Source organism: Kitasatospora sp. NPDC032150, assembly GCF_055579945.1.
On sequence record NZ_JBVIMH010000013.1, the window covers coordinates 106,138 to 123,038 of the forward strand.

Below are 16,901 nucleotides of genomic sequence, written 5' to 3' on the forward strand. Positions count from 1 at the left end.
GGGCACGGCGGGCCGAGAGCCCCCGGCCCGAACGACGGGCAGTCATCTCACCCTCACCCGGTCCCGCCCTCACTCGGCCCTGCCTTCTCCGGCTCCCGCCGCCCAGCGCCGCCGCACCGAGTCCTCCTGCTCGGCCTGCTCCAGGGCCAGGTCCACGGCGGCCAACTCTGCGGTCAGGCGTGGGATCCAGTGGCGGCGCAGCGCGCGGACCCGCTGCCGGGTCCGCTCCTTCTCCGCTCCGACCAGGTACGCGGCGGTACGGGCGACCGCGTACTCGGCGGCGACCCGTACCGCCGCACGGTAGGCGGTCTCGGCGTGCGCCAGGGCGGTGTTGCCCGGGGCGGGCTCATCAGCGGACCGGACGGCATCGGTGCGCAGAGCGACGGACGGGTGGTGCACGCCCATCGCGGTGACCCATTCGACGGCGACGTCCGCCCGGTCGGCCACGGCCGCTGTCTCCAGAGCCCGTTCGCCGCCCAGCACCAGCCCTCGCAGCAGCCAGGTCTCGGCCTCGCCCACCCTGCGGCGCCAGAGCCGCTCCGCCGCCTCCTCGGCCTCCCGCAGCTGTCGGTGCCGGTCGCTCAGGATCCGCAGTTTGCGCTCCAGCAGGTCCGCGCCGCGCAGCGCGACCTGAAGGCCGTGGTGCAGGCGCAGTCGTCCTGCCCGACCAGGCGGGGTGCGACGCGGCGCTGTCATGCCGCACCGTGAAGGTCGAGCAACTCTGCTGGGATCATCGAGAGTTGGGCTCTCGGCAGGGTGAGCAGCACGTCCCAGGCCCGGTCGAGGGCCGCATCCAGGAGCAGGTTCTCGTCGGCCCGCTGGGCCAGGAAGCGGTGCTGGTAGGCCTCCTCCAACGCCAGGTACCGGTGGTCGGTGGGGCTGAGCGCGGACTCGCCGATCAGGTCTGCCAGTTCGCGCACCTGACGGGTCCGGGCGAGCGCGGCGAGCAGCTGGGCGGCGACGTCGAGGTGGTCGTCCCTGGTGCGGCCCGGCCCCGCGCCCTTGCGCATCAAGCGGGAGAGCGAGGACAGCGCGTCCACCGGCGGGTAGACCCCGCGGGCGTGGGCCGGTTGGGACAGGACGATCTGCCCCTCGGTGATGTACCCGGTCAGGTCGGGTACCGGATGGGTGATGTCGCCCGCCGGCATGGTGAGCACCGGCAGGACGGTGACCGATCCCGGGCGGTCCAGGATCCGTCCGCAGCGTTCGTACAGCGAGGCGAGGTCGCTGTAGAGGTAGCCGGGATAGGCCCGTCGGGCGGGGATCTCCCCGCGTGCGGCGGACACCTCCCGTAGGGCCTCCGCGTACGCGGTCATGTCGGTCATCACCACCAGGACGTGGCGACCCTGGTCGAAGGCCAGGTGTTCGGCGACGGTGAGCGCGAGGCGAGGGGTGAGCAGCCGTTCGATCACCGGGTCGTCGGCGGTGTTGAGCAGCAGCACCAGCTCGCCGGCTCCGGCGCGTTCGGCGAGCGCGTCGCGGACGAAGGACGCGTCGGCGTGGGTGAGGCCCATCCCGGCGAACACCACGCTGAACGTCTCGCCGCCGCAGTTCGCCTGGGCCGCGATCTGGACGGCCAGTTCGAGGTGCGGCAGGCCGGCTGCGGAGAAGACCGGCAGCTTCTGGCCCCGCACCAGGGTGGTGAGCACGTCGATCGCTGCGACCCCGGTCAGCACCGGCTCGGCGGGCGGCCTACGGCGCACCGGGTTGATCGGGGCGCCACCGACCGCCGCGTCGACGGCTCCGAAGACGGGCGGGCCGCCGTCGACGGGTTCGCCCCGGCCGTTGCAGACCCGGCCGAGCCAGCCGGTGCCGACCGGGATGCGCAGCGGGGCGCCTGCGAAGGCGACCCTGGTGGCGGCCGGGTCCATGCCCGTGGTGTCCTCCAGGACCTGCACCACGGCGAGGTCGCGGTCCACTTCCAGGACGAGGCCGTGGCGCTGCTCGCCGGAGTCGAGGGTGATCCGGACGAACTCGTCCCAGCCGACTCCGGTCACCTGGCCCACCATCAGGAGCGGCCCGCGCAGCTCGCGGACATCGGTGTACTCGACCTCGCCCCACGCCGTCACGGCAGCCCCCGGAGCGCGGCGAGCACGGCGTCCCGGCGGACCGCCACGGCGGCGGCGTCCTGCGGGTCCACCTCCTCGCGGGCGCGCAGCAGCGGGGTGAAGTCCGCTTCCTCCACCGTGTCCACGGGGGTGCCGGAGTCGATCAGTTCGCGGCATTCGGCGACGACCGCGAGTACGGCCTCGGCCAGTGCGGCGGTCTTCTCCGGCGGGCAGTACGCGTCCTTCGGCGACAGGGCGCTCTGCTGGAGCACTCCTTCCCTGACCAGCCGGCCGCCGAGCACGCTGATCCGCTCCCGCGCGGGCAGTGCGGTGATGCCGACCAGGTCCACCAGGTCGGCCAGCCGGTCCGCTTCGGCGAGCAGTGCCGTGATCTGCTCGCGGCGCTCCGGCCAGGCCGGGTCGCCGGAGCGTGTGTGCGAGGCTGCGAGTGAGGCGACGTCCCGGGAGAACGAGCCTGACCAGGAGACGGCGGGGTAGTGCCTGGCGTAGGCGAGTTCCCGGTCGAGCGTCCACAGGCAGCGGACGAAGCGCTCGGTGTGCGCGGTGACCGGTTCCGCCAGGTCCCCGCCCGGCGGCGAGACCGCGCCCAGGATCGTCACGGACCCTGCTGCGCCGCCCAGGGTGCGGACGGCGCCGGCACGTTCGTAGAAGGCCGCGAGCTCCGAGGCGAGACCGGCAGGATAGCCCTCCTCGGCGGGCAACTCGCCCATCCGGGAGGCGAATTCGCGCAGCGCCTCGGCCCAGCGCGAGGTCGAGTCGGCGATCACCACCACGTCGAGGCCCATGTCGCGGAAGTACTCGGCCACGGTCGCGCCGGTGTGCACGCTCGCCTCGCGGGCCATCATCGGCATGTTGGAGGTGTTGGCGATCACCACGGTCCGGTCGGCGAGCCTCCCGCCGGTGCGGGGGTCGTCGAGCTCCGCGAACTCCGCGATGACGTCCGCCATTTCGTTGCCGCGCTCCCCGCAGCCGACGTAGACGATGACGTCCGCGTCGCACCACTTGGCGATCTGCTGCAGCAGCATGGTCTTGCCGGTGCCGAAGCCGCCCGGGACCGCTACGGTGCTGCCCCGGGCGACCGGGAAGAGCAGGTCGATGGCGCGCTGACCGGTGTTCAGGGGTACCCGGGCCTCGATCCGTTCCCTGGCGGGACGCGGGCGGCGGACCGACCACTCGACCGCCATCCGGGCCTCGGTACCGCCCACCACGCCGAGCACCGCCGTTGCGGAGTACCGGCCTTCGGGGGCGATCCGCTCCACCGTTCCGGCGTGCCCCGGTGGTGTCATGAGACGGAACGGCACCGGACCGGTACTGACCTCACCCAGCACACCTCCCTCCCCCACGTGTTCGCCCACCGTCACCCCCGGGACGAACCGCCAGGTGCAGCCGTCACCGCGGACGCCCCCGCCCGGAACGAGCCAGTCGCCACCACCGCCGAGCGGGCGCAGCAGACCGTCGAAGACCCCGCCCAGCAGCCAGGGCCCCATCACCGCCCGCAGCGGGCCGCCCTGCGGGAGGGCGGGGTGTCCCGGAGCCAGACCGCCCGTGTACTCGTACGCCTGCACCGTCGCCACCTCGCCGCCGATCGCCACCACCTCCCCCGGCAGCCGGTCCGGGCCGAGCAGCACCACGTCGTGCATCGCGGTGTCACCGGCGTACACGACTTCGACCAGGGGCCCGGCCACCCGCAGGATCCGGCTCACGGCACCCACAGCGTCTCCGCCTCCACGCCGACCCGGTCCAGTGCCCGCGCGGCCAGCGCCGGCAGGCCGAGATCGACGCGCCGGCCGGGAACCGAGGCCACCACCCCGCCCTCCGGGTGCTCCTTCAGCTGCGCGTCCGGTCCGAGCAGTCGGCGGGCCCGCGCCCGCAGTCCCTCACCGATCGCCTGGTCCGCCTCGTAGAGTTCGCGCAGGCGCTCGGTGACGCGGCGCCGCAGCTGTGCGTATGCCTCACCCCGGGCGGTGAGTTCGTCGGCTCCGACCTGGCGGCGAGCCCGGGCGAGCTGTTCGGACCTGGCCTTCTCCCCGTCCGCCGTGCCCTCGCTCCGGGCGGATTCGACGATCGCTTCAGCCTTCGCCCGAGCGGCCGCCACGGCCTCGGCGGCGTCCCGGCGTGCCGAGGCGAGCAGTGCTTCGGCGTCCGCGCGGGCTGCCCGTAGCAGCTCGGCCCGGACCGGCTCCAGGGCATCCGTGCCCGGTGCGGCGCTCACGACGGCATCACCACGGAGAGCGGCCGACCGCTCTCCGACAGCGCGGAGCCGAGAGCCCGGCCCGCCGCCGGAGTGAGGATCACCAACTCGACTCCTTCGGGCAGGTCCGCCCAGGCCCGCCGCACCGCCTCCGGGTGATCGGCGACAAGCACGGTCACTCCGGCCAGGGACCACCCGGCCACCCTGGTCCGTTCCCCGAGGGCGACGACCGCGCCCACCGTCAGGCCTTCCCGATCAGCAGGATCGCCACCACCAGCCCGTAGACCGCGATGCCCTCGGCGAGGCCGACGATGACCATCGCCCGACCGAACAGCTCGGGTCGTTCGCTGAGCGCGGCGATGGCCGCAGCTCCGGTGTACGCCACGGCGAGCGCCGCACCGATCGACGCTCCGGCGACCGCGATGCTGGCGCCGATCAGCGCGGCCGAACCCAGCCCGGTGCTCGCGGCGGCCACGGGAGTGGCAGCGGCCCGCGCGGGGCCGTCGAGCGCTGCCACCAGCAGCACCAGTGCGCCGGCCAGGAGCACGGCGTTCACTCCGATCAACCAGCGCACCGCCGCCCACCCGCGCCGACGGGTCAGCAGGTGCGCGCCGCCGAGCGCGGCGACCAGGGCCGGGAGCGCGATCAGCCAGGTGATCACCGGTTGACCTCCGTGTGCCGAACGGGCGGGTGCCAGGGACGGAAGGGACGGCCCAGACTCTCGAAGACCCGGGAGAACAGCTCGTAGAACTCCAGTCGCAGTGCCTGGACCCCGGCCACCAGAGCCTCCAACGCGAAGGTGAGCGCGTTGCCCACGGTGAACACCAGCACCGCCCCGGCCAGCCCGCCCGCCCCTCGCCCGGCCAGGGCGGACGTACCGCGCCAGACCACCTGGCCGAGAGCCGCATGGGTGAGACCGAAGGCCGCGATCCGGGCGAACGAGACGGTGTTCGCGAAGATCCGTACCACCGTGTCGAGCAGCTCGACCCCGGTCTGCATCACACCGCCCGCGCCGCCTGCGCTGTCTCCGTACAGACCCGCGCCCGCGAGCGCCAGTCCGCCCAGGGCGAGCACCAGCCCCGCGATCGTGCACGGTGGCTGGTGCAGGTACAGCCCGGCGCCGGTGACACCGAGGCCGAGGAAGAGCGCGAACCCGGCGGCTCCGGAGGTCGCGCACAGGGCTCTGGCCGGACCGCCCTCGCGCCACCGGTTCACCGTCCCGGCCGCGTAGGCGAGCGAGAGGAGCACTCCGCCGAGGCCCACCGCTGCGGCGAGCAGCCGCTCGGGCTGATCCAGCGGGTTCAGCCACAGCACCGGCAGCACACCCGTCGGCCCGAAGAACTCCCCGTAGGCCGTCCCGGCCAGTGTGCTCGCCAGTCCGGCCCCCGCCACGAAGGGCCAGAGGCCGTGCAGCGACGCCAGCCGACGCGGGCGGCCCAGCCGAAGCAGCAGAGCGGCCAGGAGCAGCAGCGCCCCGTGCCCGGCGTCGCCGAACATCAGGCCGAACATCACCACGTACGCGATCCCGGTCGGCCAGGTGGGGTCCAGGTCCGCGTACGGCACCGTGCCGTAGGTCGTCACCAGCGGGGCGAACGCCCGGCGCACCGGGCCCCGGCTGCGCAGCAGCGTCGGCGGATCGGTGCCGCGCGGCCTCCGCAGCGGCACCAGGCTTCCCCCGGCGGCGGCCAGTCGCCCGGCCACACGCGGCACTTCGGCCGCCGGGCACCAGCCGCCGAGCGCTACTGCCTCGCCGTTGCGGACCGCACTCGCGGAGCGCTCCTCGACCTGGGCCTCTCCCGCCAGCAGGTCCAGACGCCCTTCCCGCTCCAACTCGTCGAGATCCGGCGGCGCCCCGGCCACGACAGCCGGCCCGGACCGGGTGGCCGCCATCCGCTGGAGCCGCCGCCCCGCCGGCCCCGGGGCGGCCTCCTCGATCCGGTCGATCTCCACGCATCCGGCATCGGCGATCCGTACCAGTACCTCGCGCAGCACCGCCTGCGGGGCGACGATCGCCACCCGCTGCATGCGTACCGGAGCCACGGTCTCAGACCAGCGCATCGAGTACCTCCGGGGAGCCTCCGCCACGCTCGGCCAGTTCCAGGGCGGCGCGTACCCGCCATGCGTCCGCGGACAGTACGGCGACGGCGCCCACCACCGGTTCGAGGCCGTACCGGGCACCGCGCAACAGCTCCCGGCCGTCCCGGTCGAGTGCCGTCCACCAGCGGGCCTCGGCCTGCCACAGTTCGTCCGGGCTCTCGATGCCGTCCACCGCCCGGCGTGCCGCCGGCGCCAGCTGTCGCCGGAACTCCTCGAAGGAGGCCGCCTCGACGGCCCTGCGGCCGAGCAGCCGGGCCGCGTGCCGGGCGGCCGGACCCGTCAGCGGCCGGCCGGTGACGAACCGCCCACGGGCCGCCAGCAGGGCGGCCCGGCCCGCCGCCCACCGCTGCGCGGGAGGTGCCGCTTCGGCGGCCCGGACGGTGGCCGCGATCCGCATCGCCGTGCCCGTGGTCGCCAGGTCCTCGCCACCCGGGTCACCCCAGGCCGAGGCTGCCAGCACGGCCCGGACCTCACCCGGGCTACCGGCCCGCGTCAACCGGTTCCACGTCGTGGCCAGAGCGCCGAGCCGGTACGGCTGCGGCGTCGGCATCCCCTCAAGGGCTCGCAGACGGTCCTCGGTGTTCGCGATCTCGAACCCTGCCGCCAGCACGCGCACCGCGTTCGCCCCGGACCGCGGCAGCCAACCGGCGAGCACCCGCAGGTGCCACAGCAGCGTCGCGGAGACGGCCCGCTGTGCCTCGGCCACCGTGGCGTCGGCCGCCAGGAACCGGCGGTACGGGGTGGCCGTCAGCTGCCGCAGGGCCTCACCGAGTGACGCGCAGGCGGCGAGGTGTCCTGCTGCCTGGGTCCCGAGGCAGCGGGACAGCAGACCTCTCGCCCGGGTCGCGCCGCCGACCCACCCGGCGCTCACCGGGGTCCCTCCGTCTCCGCCGGCATCCGGAACGCCTCCTCCACGATCCGCTCGACCAGAGCGGGCATCCGCTCCCGGGCCCGTCGGCGCGTCTGCTCGGCCCCGCGTTCGGCCGCGCTCGACAACTGCTCCACCTCCGCATCAGCCGTTCGCCGAGCCGCTGCGGCCGCCTCCTCCCGCACCTTCGGTGCCCGCGCCCGGGCCTGCGCGATCAGCTCCGCCGCCTGCTCGGCGCCGTCCCGGCGCATCCGCTCGGCCTGCCCGGCGGCCTCGGCCCGGATCGCGGCCGCCTCCTCCTGGGCCTGCGTCAGCTGTGCGAGGGACGGTCCCAGTTCAGCGGCCAGCTCAGCGGCCCGGTCGGCCGGGACGCCGGTCGTGGCCGCCCCGGGTGTACCGGCGGGGCGGAACCGTGCCAAGAAGTCGCGGAATCGCACCAGTAGAACTCCCCTGTGGGTGATTCCCCCACTTCAGTGTCCACGTGCGGCCCTCCCTGTCACCCTGGACAGGGCCGTCCGCCGGGACCTCTGCGGTGGTCCACGGCGGCGGCTGGTGAAGCCGGGCGGCAGTGGTGGCCTCATCGAACCGGGGATTCCGGGGCGCGACCCCGGCGGCCGGCCGTCTCCTGGGTACCCTGCACCGATGACCGAGCCCGGATCGACGACCGCCGCCACCAACATGGCGCCACCCACCGAGAACGGCTGTTTGACCCGCAACGTCAAGGTGCTCTGCGGTGTCTCCTTCGCAACCCGCACGACCCGCCCGTACCGGAGATCGGCGACGAGTACGCCGCCGGACGCGCCCTGGTCGACCTCGGAAACCAGCTGCTCCGCGCCGGCACGGCCGACGCCGCCGCGAACGAGCCGCCTGCGCACCGGTGAGGCCGAGGCCGTTCTCAGGCAGGGGGTGCGCGAAGGGCGAGGATGGCCATGTCGTCGTGGGCGTCGCTGGGGTGGTGGTCGGCCAGTGCTTGCACGAAGTCCTGCAGTGGCAGGGCGGCGTGGGCGGCGGCGAGCGCGGCGAGGCGGTCCAGACTCGCCTCGACGGAGTGGTGGGGGTGCTCGAAGAGCCCGTCGGTGAAGAGGACCACCGTCGCACCCGGGGGTACCGGATGGGTGTGGTCATGGCGTGGTTCGACGGCGTCCACGCCGAGGGGAAGGTCGGGGTCGGCGTACAGGTAGTCGGCCCTTCCGTCAGGAGTGAGGAGCAGCGGCGGAGGGTGGCCCGCGGTGCTCCATCGCAGCATCCATCCGCCTCGTTCCCCGGGTTCGATGCGCGCGAGGCACGCCGTGGTGACGGGGTTGTCGGTGATGGCGTGCAGGATCCGGTCGAGCTGGACGAGGACGGCGCTGGGCGGGGTACGCCGGTCGTAGAGCAGGGCGCGCAGTATGTTGCGGATCTGCGCCATGGCTGCGGCGGCCTGCAGGTCGTGTCCGGCGACGTCGCCGATGACGGCCGCGCAGGCTCCATCCGGTGCCAGGAGGGCGTCGTACCAGTCGCCGCCGACGTGGCCGGGCGTGGCTGCGGGCCGGTAGACGGCGGCCGCGTCGAAGGGGCGCAGGTCGGGTAGCCGGGGAAGCAGCAGTCGTTGGAACTGTTCCGCGTCGAGGCGGAACTGCTCGTACAGCCGGGCGTCGTCGATGGCCAGACCCGCCGCGCCGGCCAGCGCGACGATCAGTGCTTCGTCGTGGGCGTCGAAGGGCTGTCCGTCGCGTCGTTCGGAGACGTACAGGTCCCCGTAGATCTTGCCGCGGATATTGATCGCGGCTCCGAGTAGGGTGCGCATCGGTGGATGACCGGGTGGGAAGCCCACCGAGTCCGGCTGGGCGGAGATCTCCTCGACGCGCAGTGGTTCGGGATGGGCGATCAGATGCCCCAGCAGGCCGCGCCCGTGCGGGAGCTCCACGTCGGCCAGGTCGGCCATCTCCTGGTCCGATAGCCCTGCGGGGACGAACAGCGCGAGGTGCTCGCCTCGCTCGTCGAGCACGCCGAGCGCACCGTATCGGGCACCGAGCAGGTCCATCGCGGTGGCGACGATCAGGCGCAGTACGACGGGCAGTTCGACGTCCCTGCTGAGAACGGCCTCGTACAGGTCGTTCAGCTGGTCCTGGGCGCGGGCCAGTGACTTGAGCTGCTCGGCGATCTGCTCCAGCTCGACGCCCAGTCGCAGGCGAACCTCGGGGACGTGTGGCTTCCCGGAGTCTCCCCGATTCCCCGTCATCGTCCGCGACCGGTGGCCTCGTGGCCGATCTCGACGCCTCCGGGCCGGCGGCGGTCGGCGCTGGTCCGGATGGACGCGCCTTCGCGTCCCTCCCGTCGTCTCGCGCCGAGCGATCCCGCCACCGGCTCCGGCAGGCCAGTGCACGGTGGGGGCTGCTCGCGCTCCAGCAGCGGCGTAGCTGCCGATGCCCCGGCGACCGCGGTCTGGTTCGCTTGACAGCGCGGGGCCGATTTTCGTGTCAAAAGCACCGGTCCACCTCTGCGGTCACGCTGGATCCGCGTAGGCGTTCTCTCCCACGAGCGGCGCACCCCGGCCTCCCGACACGACCGCGATCGAACGAGACCACAGCGTGGCATGGCGTGGCTGCCCGGGCCGCCCATTACGCCGGAAGCGGCATGCCACTCGGAGCCGGTGCGTGTCGCGGGAAGCTCGGCGGGAGGAGCAGACGTGGTCCGGCGTCCGGCTGGTGTCCACTGTCGGACGGCGCCGGCCGGGCAGGAACGCGCGGGGGGTGCCGGATCGCTGCATCCGGGGTGCCTCGGTGTGATTGGGCGGGGCGCCCGATCGGGTGTTCGCCGAGGAGGTTGAGATGATCGCCTACCCGGTACGCGCCTACCCGATACGCGCTCTGGTCACCGGTACGTTGGCGGTGGCGACGGCACACATCGCGACGCTCACAGCCACCACCGCACCGGTTGTCGGAAGCCCGCCTGCCGGGACCGCGTTCCCGGGTCGACTCGACCACCCCCGGACTTCTCCGTTCGGTCAGGGTGCGAGGGAGAAGTAGTTCTCCTCCTCCTGGGCGAAGTGCAGGCGCAGCACGCTGTGGAGGCCGTAGAGGCAGGCCCGCAGGTCGCCGAGTTGTTCGTCGCGCAGGCGGTCGTGGTTGGCGTCGGCGAGTTGCAGGTGGGTGGCGATGCGGCGGGCGAGGCGGTGGATCTCGGTGTGGGCGCGGCTCATCGTGGCGGTGGCCTCCGGCCCGCCAAGGGCAGCGGCGAGGGCCGGGTAGAGCTGGTGTTCCTCAGCGAGTTCATGTGGCAGGAGTCGATCGGTGAGGAGCCGGTCGACGTGGCGGACGGTGTCCAGGGCGCGCGGGTCGGTGACGTCGGTCAGGTGGTCGGCGGCTTCGCGGACCACCTCGATGACCTCGCGCAGGTCGTCGTGTTCGGCCGCGAAGCGTTGCAGGAGCTGCTCGGTGGCCGGTTCGATGGCGGGCAGGGCGGTGCGGCCGGGCCGTAGGGCGCGCAGGGCGTTGAGGATGACGGCGACGTCAATGGCTTCCTGGAGCAGGGCGCCGATGGCGGGCGGTAGCAGGCCGAAGGCGGCGGCGGCCATGGCGGCGAGGGACATCAGCATGCCGCCGAGCGCGCTCTGTACGGCGATGCGCCGGGCGCGCATCGCGATGCCGGCGGCGTCGGCCAGGCGGTCGACGCGGTCGGTGGTGAGGACGATGTCGGCGGCCTCGGAGGAGGCGCTGGAGCCCCGGGCACCCATGGCCACACCCACGTCGGCCGCGGCTAGGGCCGGGGCGTCGTTGACACCGTCGCCGACCATGACGGTGACCGCCCGCTCGCGTTCGGCACGGACGGCGGCGACCTTGTCGGCCGGGGTCTGCTGGGCATGGACGTCGTCCAGGCCGAGGACGGCGGCGATCTCGCGGGCCGGCTCCGCGCGGTCGCCGGTGAGCATCAGCAGACGTCCTATGCCCGCCTCGCGCAACCGGCGCAGGGTACGCGGGGCGTCGTGGCGCAGCGGGTCGCGAAGCAGAATCGCTCCGGTGAGCACGTCACCCTCGCCGAGCCAGGCGATTGCGGCGCCGTCGAGAGTGGCCCGGTTGTCGGCAGCACGCGCCCAACCGGGCAGCGGCGTGTCGTCGTGCCCGCGCCGACCGACGCTCACGACAGTGCCGTCGACCCGTCCGGTCGCGCCGCGGCCGGGTATTTCGGCGACGTCGTCGACCGGGACGAGCGGCAGGCCGCGGGCGCGGGCCTCGTCGACGAGGGCATGGGCGAGGACGTGGGGGGAGTACTGATCGACGGAGGCGGCCAGGGTGAGGACGTCGGCGGGCGTGTGGCCGGGGGCGGCGGCGACATCGATGACGCGGGGGCGGCCGGCGGTGAGGGTGCCGGTCTTGTCCAGGACCAGGGTGCGGGCGCGACCGAGAGTCTCCAGGGCGGAGCCGTCGCGGATCACCACGCCCTGCCGGGCGGCCAGGGACAGACCGGAGACGATCGCGACCGGCGCGGCCAGCAGCAGCGGGCAGGGGGTCGCGACCACCAGCACGGCCACCGCCCGCACCGCCGAGCCGCTGAGCAGCCACGCCAGGCCGGCCACGGCCAGCGACAGCGGCAGGAACCAGGCCGCGTATCGGTCGGCCAGCCGGACCACCGGCGCGGCCTCGGCACCGGCCTGCTCGGCCAGCCGCACGATCTCCGCGTAGGTGCTGTCCCGCGAGGTCGCCTCGGCCCTCAACTCGAAGGCGGTACCCGCATTGACGCCACCGCTGCGCACCCTCTCGCCTGCGGCGCGGTCGATCTGGAGGGACTCGCCGGTCAGGACGGATTCGTCCAGGACAGCGGCGTGGCCCTCGATCCGCCCGTCGACCGGGACGACCTCGCCCGGTCCGACCACCAGCAGGTCGCCGACCCGGACCTCGGCCAGGTCGACGGTGTGCACCTGGTCTCCGGTACGGCGGCGGGCCGTGCGCGGGGCGTGTTCCAGCAGGTGACGCAGGTCGTGGGAGGCGCGACGTTCGGCCGCCGCGTCCAGCCAGCGGCCGGTGGCGAGCATGAGGGCGATCAGCGCGCCGGCCAGGTACTCGCCGGTGGCCAGCGTCCCCGCCAGGGCGAGGACGGCGATCAGGTCGACCCCGGCACGGCCACGCCGAAGCGCGGCGACCACCCAGGCCACGGACGGCAGGATCGCCGCGACCGTGCCTGCGGCCCAGCAGGCGTTGGCGAGGCTCCGCGCGTCGGCCAGCCATGCGCTACCGCCCGAGATCAGGGCGGCTGCGGTGAAGCCGAGCAGCACCGGCGCCAGCCACTGCCGGGCGGGGGCCGGTGCCACTCGCTCTCCTCGCGGCTGCCGTCGGTTCACCGTGCGCTCCGCTCGCTCTGGGTGTCCTCCCTCCAGGAGACCGCACCTGCTGGTGCTCCGCCCAGGGGCCTTCGGGTCGAGATGATCGAGCCGTCCGGGCGCCTACTGGCAGGGGCTTGCCGACAGATCGGATCGGGCGAACGCATGGACGACGGCGTGCTGGGTGACGAGGGTCGGCAGCAGCATCCTCGTCGCATCAGGCTTCCATGTCCTCCCGGACTGTGAGGGCTGCCACCAGGTGCTCCCGCAGCAAGGTGAGCCGGCGCTTAAGGCCCAACGCCCGCCAACTACGGACTGCCGGGTCGAACCGCTGCCGCCGTCATCGCGCGAAGGCTGCGGAGGCCGCCGAGCGCGGTGGCCGTGCTGGTCGCGTTCGCGGCCCCGGTGGTCACACGGCACGCCGCAGGCGCGGCGAGCCGCAGGCCGGGCAAACGGCGGGTCCTGCGGGGTTGCGATCGCCGGATCGGGCGCGGGCGACCGCCGTGTCGGGACCATTCGGCCCTGCCCACGAAGGCACCAACATCCTTACTGTGCTGGTGAGACCGGGCGGACGACTGGTGGTTGGAGGAGCGATGACGAATCCTGAAGAATCCCGTCCCGTCGTCTTCGGTGTGGACGCCAGGCACCCGGGGCAGTCGGCGCTCACTTGGGCCGCCGACGAGGCCGTGCGCCGCCGGGCACCGCTACGGATGGTGCACGCGGAACCGCCGTTCCGCCTGGGCTTGCGCGGCTTCGACGGCGTCGTGTCCCGGAAGTCCGGACGCAGCCCCGGTGAGGAGGCGCTCGACGAGGCCGCCGCCTTCGTCACTCGGCGGTATCCCGGCCTCCACGTCGCCACCTCCCTGCTGGAGGGCACCCCTGCGCAGGTGCTGTGCCAGCAGTCCGATGAGGCGCAGTTGGTCGTTCTCGGCTCTCGGCGGCTGAACCGGCTGGAGGAGTTCCTGAGCGTCGGCTCGGTGACCGTGCCGGTCAGCGCCCAAGCGGCCTGTTCGGTCGTGGTGGTACTGGGGCCCGAACACGCCGATTCCCGGTCGCCGTACTTCGTGGTCGGGGCGGACGGCAGCCCGGCCTCCGAGGCGGCTGTGGACCACGCCTTCGAAGCCGCCGCCGTACGCGGCGCGGACCTCCAGGCACTCTGGGTCTGGGAACCCACGCTGCTTGACTCGGCGAACGAAGTCGTCGCACTCCAGGAGTGCCGCCGTCTGCTGTTCGAAACTATTACCGAACGGGCAGAGCGGCATCCAGGCGTCACGGTGAGCCGCCAGGTGGTGCGTGGTCACCCTGTCGAGGAACTGGCAAGGGCCTCCGAACGCGCGCTGGCGGTCGTCGTCGGACGGCGCGGCCGGGGCGGCTTCACGGGAATGAGGCTCGGCTCCGTCCCGCACGGCCTGCTGCACCGCGCCCACTGCCCGGTCGTCACTGTGCCGGCATCCGGCGGACACTGACCGCGGGCCCAGACACCTGAGACCAGGGGCTCCGGCCCCGGAAGGATGATGTCCACACGGCGCCGCAGCAGCTGGACAGGTAGCTGGCGGGCGGCGGTGCGTGGCACGGGAGTTCGCCGCGCCCGACCCACCAGCAGGTCGTCCGGTTCCCCTCGCACCGCCGAGTACCGTCGGCGAGGCGCAGGCAACAGGCCCGGTACTACTGATACATGACTGATTCGGGCGCACCTCGGACCGTCCTACTGTCGGGGACGACAGCGCAGCGAGCCGAAGGAGCAGCAGCCATGACCGCGTACGCGATCGCCCACGTCCACTCGGTGGAGTACGGGCCGGACACCGTCGAGTACCTGCGGCGCATCGACGCCACCCTGGAACCGTTCGGCGGACGGTTCCTGGTGCACCGCGGACTGGCCGAGGTGGTCGAGGGCAGCTGGGGACAGAACGTCATCGTCATCGAGTTCCCCGACCAGGAGCGGTTGCGCGCCTGGTACGACTCCCCCGCCTACCAGGAGATCCTGCCGCTGCGCACCCGGCACATGGTGGCCGACGTGATCTTCGCTCAGGGCGTGCCCGAGGGCTACCGGGGGTCGGACGCGCTGGCGACGCCTCAGCGTTGACCGTCTCAGCGGCCGAGGACACCGACGCGCGCCGCATAGCCCGTCAGACCCTGCGCCGTCGCGCCCGCCCAGCCCACGTAGCCATCCGGACGGATGAGGAAGACGCCGGTGCCGTACGCCTCGTAGGCCGGGATGTCGACCATCCGCACGTCTGCCCCTGCGAAGGCAGCCACCGGCAGCTCCACCTGCGCGCCGACGGCGAGCAGCGTCCAGTGCGGTCCCCGGAAGGCGTCGAAGAGGCGGATGCCGCCCCGGCGGCCGTCCGGGGCCCGGTCGCCGGCGCGCAGGGCCTGCGGGGCGAGGCCGGTGCGGGTCTCCACCGCGAGCGAGGACTCCCGGTAGCCCAGGTCCAGTTGCTGGGTCGCCCGTCCGCGGCGGACCTCGCCGCGGTGCACCTTCGTGGACAGCTCCAGCATCCGTGCCGCGTTGGGTCGCCGCTCCTGCTCGTAGGTGTCGAGCAGTGAGTCCGCGGCCCGGCCCGCGAGCACCGCGCCCAGCTTCCAGCCCAGGTTGTAGGCGTCCTGGATACTGGTGTTCAGGCCCTGGGCACCGGCCGGCGAGTGCACGTGCGCCGCGTCGCCGGCGAGGAAGGCCCGGCCGACGCGGAACCGGTCGGCCAGCGCCGCGCGCGGGCGGAACTCCGAGGCCCAGCGCAGGTCGGTCACATCCTCGGCGCTCAGGTGCGAACGGTCGGCGACCAGACGCCGGATGCCGTCCAGCGAGAGATCCGGCTGCGTGCCCTCCGGGAACTGGGCGACGAGTTGGAACTGTCCGCCGCCGGGCAGCGGGCACAGGGCCAGCAGCCCGGCCCCTGGACCGGCGACGGTGGCGCCGTCAGCGGGCGGGAAGACGTGCCAGTGGTCGCGGTCCAGGCCGGTGACCGTGACGTCGGCGACCAGCATCGGGTCCGGGTCCACCGTCTGACCGGTCATCGTGATGCCCAGCAGCCGGCGCACCGTCGAGCGCCCGCCGTCGGCCGCGACCAGGTAGCGCGCCCGGACGGGCGGGCCGACGGCGAACTCGGCGGTCACCGCGTCCGCGTCCTGCCGCAGGGCCACCAGTTCCCGGCCGAAGTCCACCCCGCCGCCCAGCTCGCGCAGCCGCCCGTACAGCACCTGCTGGGTGCGCCACTGCGGCAGCATCAACGTGCCGGGGTACGGCTCGGACTCCGACGGCCCACTGGTCTCGTCGTACATGCGGCTCGTGCGCTGCGGTTCACCGTTCTTCCAGAACAGGTTCGGCGGATAGTGGCCGGCCGCCGCGCGGATCTCGGCCAGCACGCCGAGGTCGTCCAGCACCTCCAGGGTGCGCGGCTGAAGCCCCTTGCCACGCGAGCCGGGGAACAGCGCGGTGCCGCGGTCGACCAGGTGCGCGGCGACGCCGCGCCGGGCCAGATCGAGGGCGAGCGCGAGACCGGTGGGGCCGGCGCCGACGATCAGCACGTCGGTGTCCGCGGCGTGGAGGTCAGGGGTGTTGGGGTTCGCTGCCCGAAGGGCCACGAGAGCTCCTTAACGTTGTTAAGTGCAGTCGGCAGCGAGCATGCCCTTAACGCCGTTAAACTGTCAACCGTGACTCCGCCTCGCACCCCGAAACTCGACCGGCAGCTGGTCGCCGACACCGCGCTGAGGCTCCTCAACGAGCTCGGCCTGGACGGCCTCACACTGCGTGCGATCGCCGCCGAGCTGGACGTCAAAGCGCCTGCGCTGTACTGGCACTTCAAGGACAAGCAGGCGCTGCTCGACGAGATGGCGACCGAGATGATGCGCCGCATGACAGCCGAGTCAGCCGGTTCGGCCGAGCCGTCGGGCGCCTCGGATCAGGCGGGGCCAGCGGATCAGGCGGGGCCAGCGGGGGACTGGCGCCAGGCCTACCGCGCCATGATGCGCACCCTGCGCGCCCACCTGCTGCGCTACCGCGACGGCGCCCGCGTCTACAGCGGCGCCCGCTTCACGGACACGTCCTACGTGCCGGGCCTGGAGGCGAGCCTGCAGTTGCTCACCCGCGCCGGCTTCACCCTGGGCGCCGCCACCCGCGCCTGGTACACCGGCTACACCTACACCATCGGCTACGTCGTGGAGGAGCAGGCCATGGGCCCCAACCCCTTCGACGGCACCGAGGGTTACGACCTGGACGCCCGCGCACAGCGCCTGACCGCCTACCCGCTCGCGTCAGCGGCGGGCCGCGAGATGTTCCAGGACTTCGACCAGGGCTTCGAACAGGGTCTGGAGGCGGTCCTGGCCGGCGTCGAGGCGACCCTGCTCCCGCACTGAGGGCTCTCACCGCAAAGCTACGGGTCA

At 73.5% G+C, this 16,901-nt stretch carries 16 protein-coding genes; 4 read left to right on the forward strand and 12 right to left on the reverse strand.

Annotated elements, in window-relative coordinates:
* Positions 1-69: 69 nt before the first annotated feature.
* The 9 genes from ACZ5ON_RS17440 to ACZ5ON_RS17480 are packed head-to-tail and all read right to left on the reverse strand — an operon-like array spanning position 70 to position 7,662.
* The gene (locus ACZ5ON_RS17440; protein ID WP_465592639.1) at positions 70-696 is read right to left on the reverse strand and encodes a V-type ATP synthase subunit D; all 627 of its coding nucleotides are present in this window, start codon (positions 694-696) and stop codon (positions 70-72) included.
* Positions 693-2,069 (reverse strand): V-type ATP synthase subunit B, encoded by a 1,377-nt coding sequence (locus ACZ5ON_RS17445; RefSeq protein ID WP_465592642.1) that lies wholly within the window; start codon positions 2,067-2,069, stop codon positions 693-695. Before ACZ5ON_RS17445 ends, ACZ5ON_RS17440 begins: the two co-directional genes overlap by 4 nt.
* Complete coding sequence (locus tag ACZ5ON_RS17450) at positions 2,066-3,781, reverse strand: V-type ATP synthase subunit A (protein ID WP_465592645.1); 1,716 nt, start codon at positions 3,779-3,781, stop codon at positions 2,066-2,068. Before ACZ5ON_RS17450 ends, ACZ5ON_RS17445 begins: the two co-directional genes overlap by 4 nt.
* Complete coding sequence (locus ACZ5ON_RS17455; protein WP_465592648.1) at positions 3,769-4,281, reverse strand: hypothetical protein; 513 nt, start codon at positions 4,279-4,281, stop codon at positions 3,769-3,771. Before ACZ5ON_RS17455 ends, ACZ5ON_RS17450 begins: the two co-directional genes overlap by 13 nt.
* Entirely contained in the window at positions 4,278-4,499 is a 222-nt protein-coding gene (locus tag ACZ5ON_RS17460; RefSeq protein ID WP_465592651.1) for a hypothetical protein, read from the reverse strand. The genes ACZ5ON_RS17455 and ACZ5ON_RS17460 overlap by 4 nt, the downstream gene beginning before the upstream one ends.
* A gap of 2 nt (positions 4,500-4,501) precedes the next feature.
* Positions 4,502-4,921 (reverse strand): ATP synthase subunit C, encoded by a 420-nt coding sequence (locus tag ACZ5ON_RS17465; protein WP_465592654.1) that lies wholly within the window; start codon positions 4,919-4,921, stop codon positions 4,502-4,504.
* Complete coding sequence (locus tag ACZ5ON_RS17470) at positions 4,918-6,318, reverse strand: V-type ATPase 116kDa subunit family protein (RefSeq protein ID WP_465592657.1); 1,401 nt, start codon at positions 6,316-6,318, stop codon at positions 4,918-4,920. The genes ACZ5ON_RS17465 and ACZ5ON_RS17470 overlap by 4 nt, the downstream gene beginning before the upstream one ends.
* The gene (locus ACZ5ON_RS17475; RefSeq protein ID WP_465592660.1) at positions 6,305-7,228 is read right to left on the reverse strand and encodes a V-type ATPase subunit; all 924 of its coding nucleotides are present in this window, start codon (positions 7,226-7,228) and stop codon (positions 6,305-6,307) included. Before ACZ5ON_RS17475 ends, ACZ5ON_RS17470 begins: the two co-directional genes overlap by 14 nt.
* Positions 7,225-7,662 (reverse strand): hypothetical protein, encoded by a 438-nt coding sequence (locus ACZ5ON_RS17480; RefSeq protein ID WP_465592663.1) that lies wholly within the window; start codon positions 7,660-7,662, stop codon positions 7,225-7,227. Before ACZ5ON_RS17480 ends, ACZ5ON_RS17475 begins: the two co-directional genes overlap by 4 nt.
* A gap of 36 nt (positions 7,663-7,698) precedes the next feature.
* Between ACZ5ON_RS17480 and ACZ5ON_RS17485 the strand changes: the two genes are divergently transcribed.
* Positions 7,699-8,106: a dsRBD fold-containing protein gene (locus tag ACZ5ON_RS17485; RefSeq protein ID WP_465592666.1), complete on the forward strand. Its 408-nt coding sequence runs from the start codon at positions 7,699-7,701 to the stop codon at positions 8,104-8,106.
* A gap of 14 nt (positions 8,107-8,120) precedes the next feature.
* On the opposite strand, the gene ACZ5ON_RS17490 is transcribed toward ACZ5ON_RS17485, so the two are convergent.
* The gene (locus ACZ5ON_RS17490) at positions 8,121-9,446 is read right to left on the reverse strand and encodes a PP2C family protein-serine/threonine phosphatase (protein WP_465592669.1); all 1,326 of its coding nucleotides are present in this window, start codon (positions 9,444-9,446) and stop codon (positions 8,121-8,123) included.
* A gap of 765 nt (positions 9,447-10,211) precedes the next feature.
* Complete coding sequence (locus ACZ5ON_RS17495) at positions 10,212-12,512, reverse strand: heavy metal translocating P-type ATPase (protein ID WP_465592672.1); 2,301 nt, start codon at positions 12,510-12,512, stop codon at positions 10,212-10,214.
* Between the two features lie 602 nt (positions 12,513-13,114).
* Here ACZ5ON_RS17495 and ACZ5ON_RS17500 point away from each other — a divergent pair.
* A complete protein-coding gene (locus ACZ5ON_RS17500; protein ID WP_465592675.1) occupies positions 13,115-13,987 on the forward strand; it encodes a universal stress protein in 873 nt (290 codons plus the stop codon).
* Positions 13,988-14,271: 284 nt separating this feature from the next.
* On the forward strand, positions 14,272-14,604 hold the full coding sequence (locus tag ACZ5ON_RS17505) for a DUF1330 domain-containing protein (protein ID WP_465592678.1): 333 nt from the start codon (positions 14,272-14,274) through the stop codon (positions 14,602-14,604).
* Positions 14,605-14,609: 5 nt separating this feature from the next.
* Here ACZ5ON_RS17505 and ACZ5ON_RS17510 read toward each other — a convergent pair whose 3' ends face one another.
* A complete protein-coding gene (locus tag ACZ5ON_RS17510; protein WP_465592681.1) occupies positions 14,610-16,103 on the reverse strand; it encodes an FAD-dependent monooxygenase in 1,494 nt (497 codons plus the stop codon).
* 69 nt (positions 16,104-16,172) lie between these two features.
* Between ACZ5ON_RS17510 and ACZ5ON_RS17515 the strand changes: the two genes are divergently transcribed.
* On the forward strand, positions 16,173-16,874 hold the full coding sequence (locus tag ACZ5ON_RS17515; RefSeq protein ID WP_465592684.1) for a TetR/AcrR family transcriptional regulator C-terminal domain-containing protein: 702 nt from the start codon (positions 16,173-16,175) through the stop codon (positions 16,872-16,874).
* The last annotated feature ends 27 nt before the right edge of the window (positions 16,875-16,901 follow it).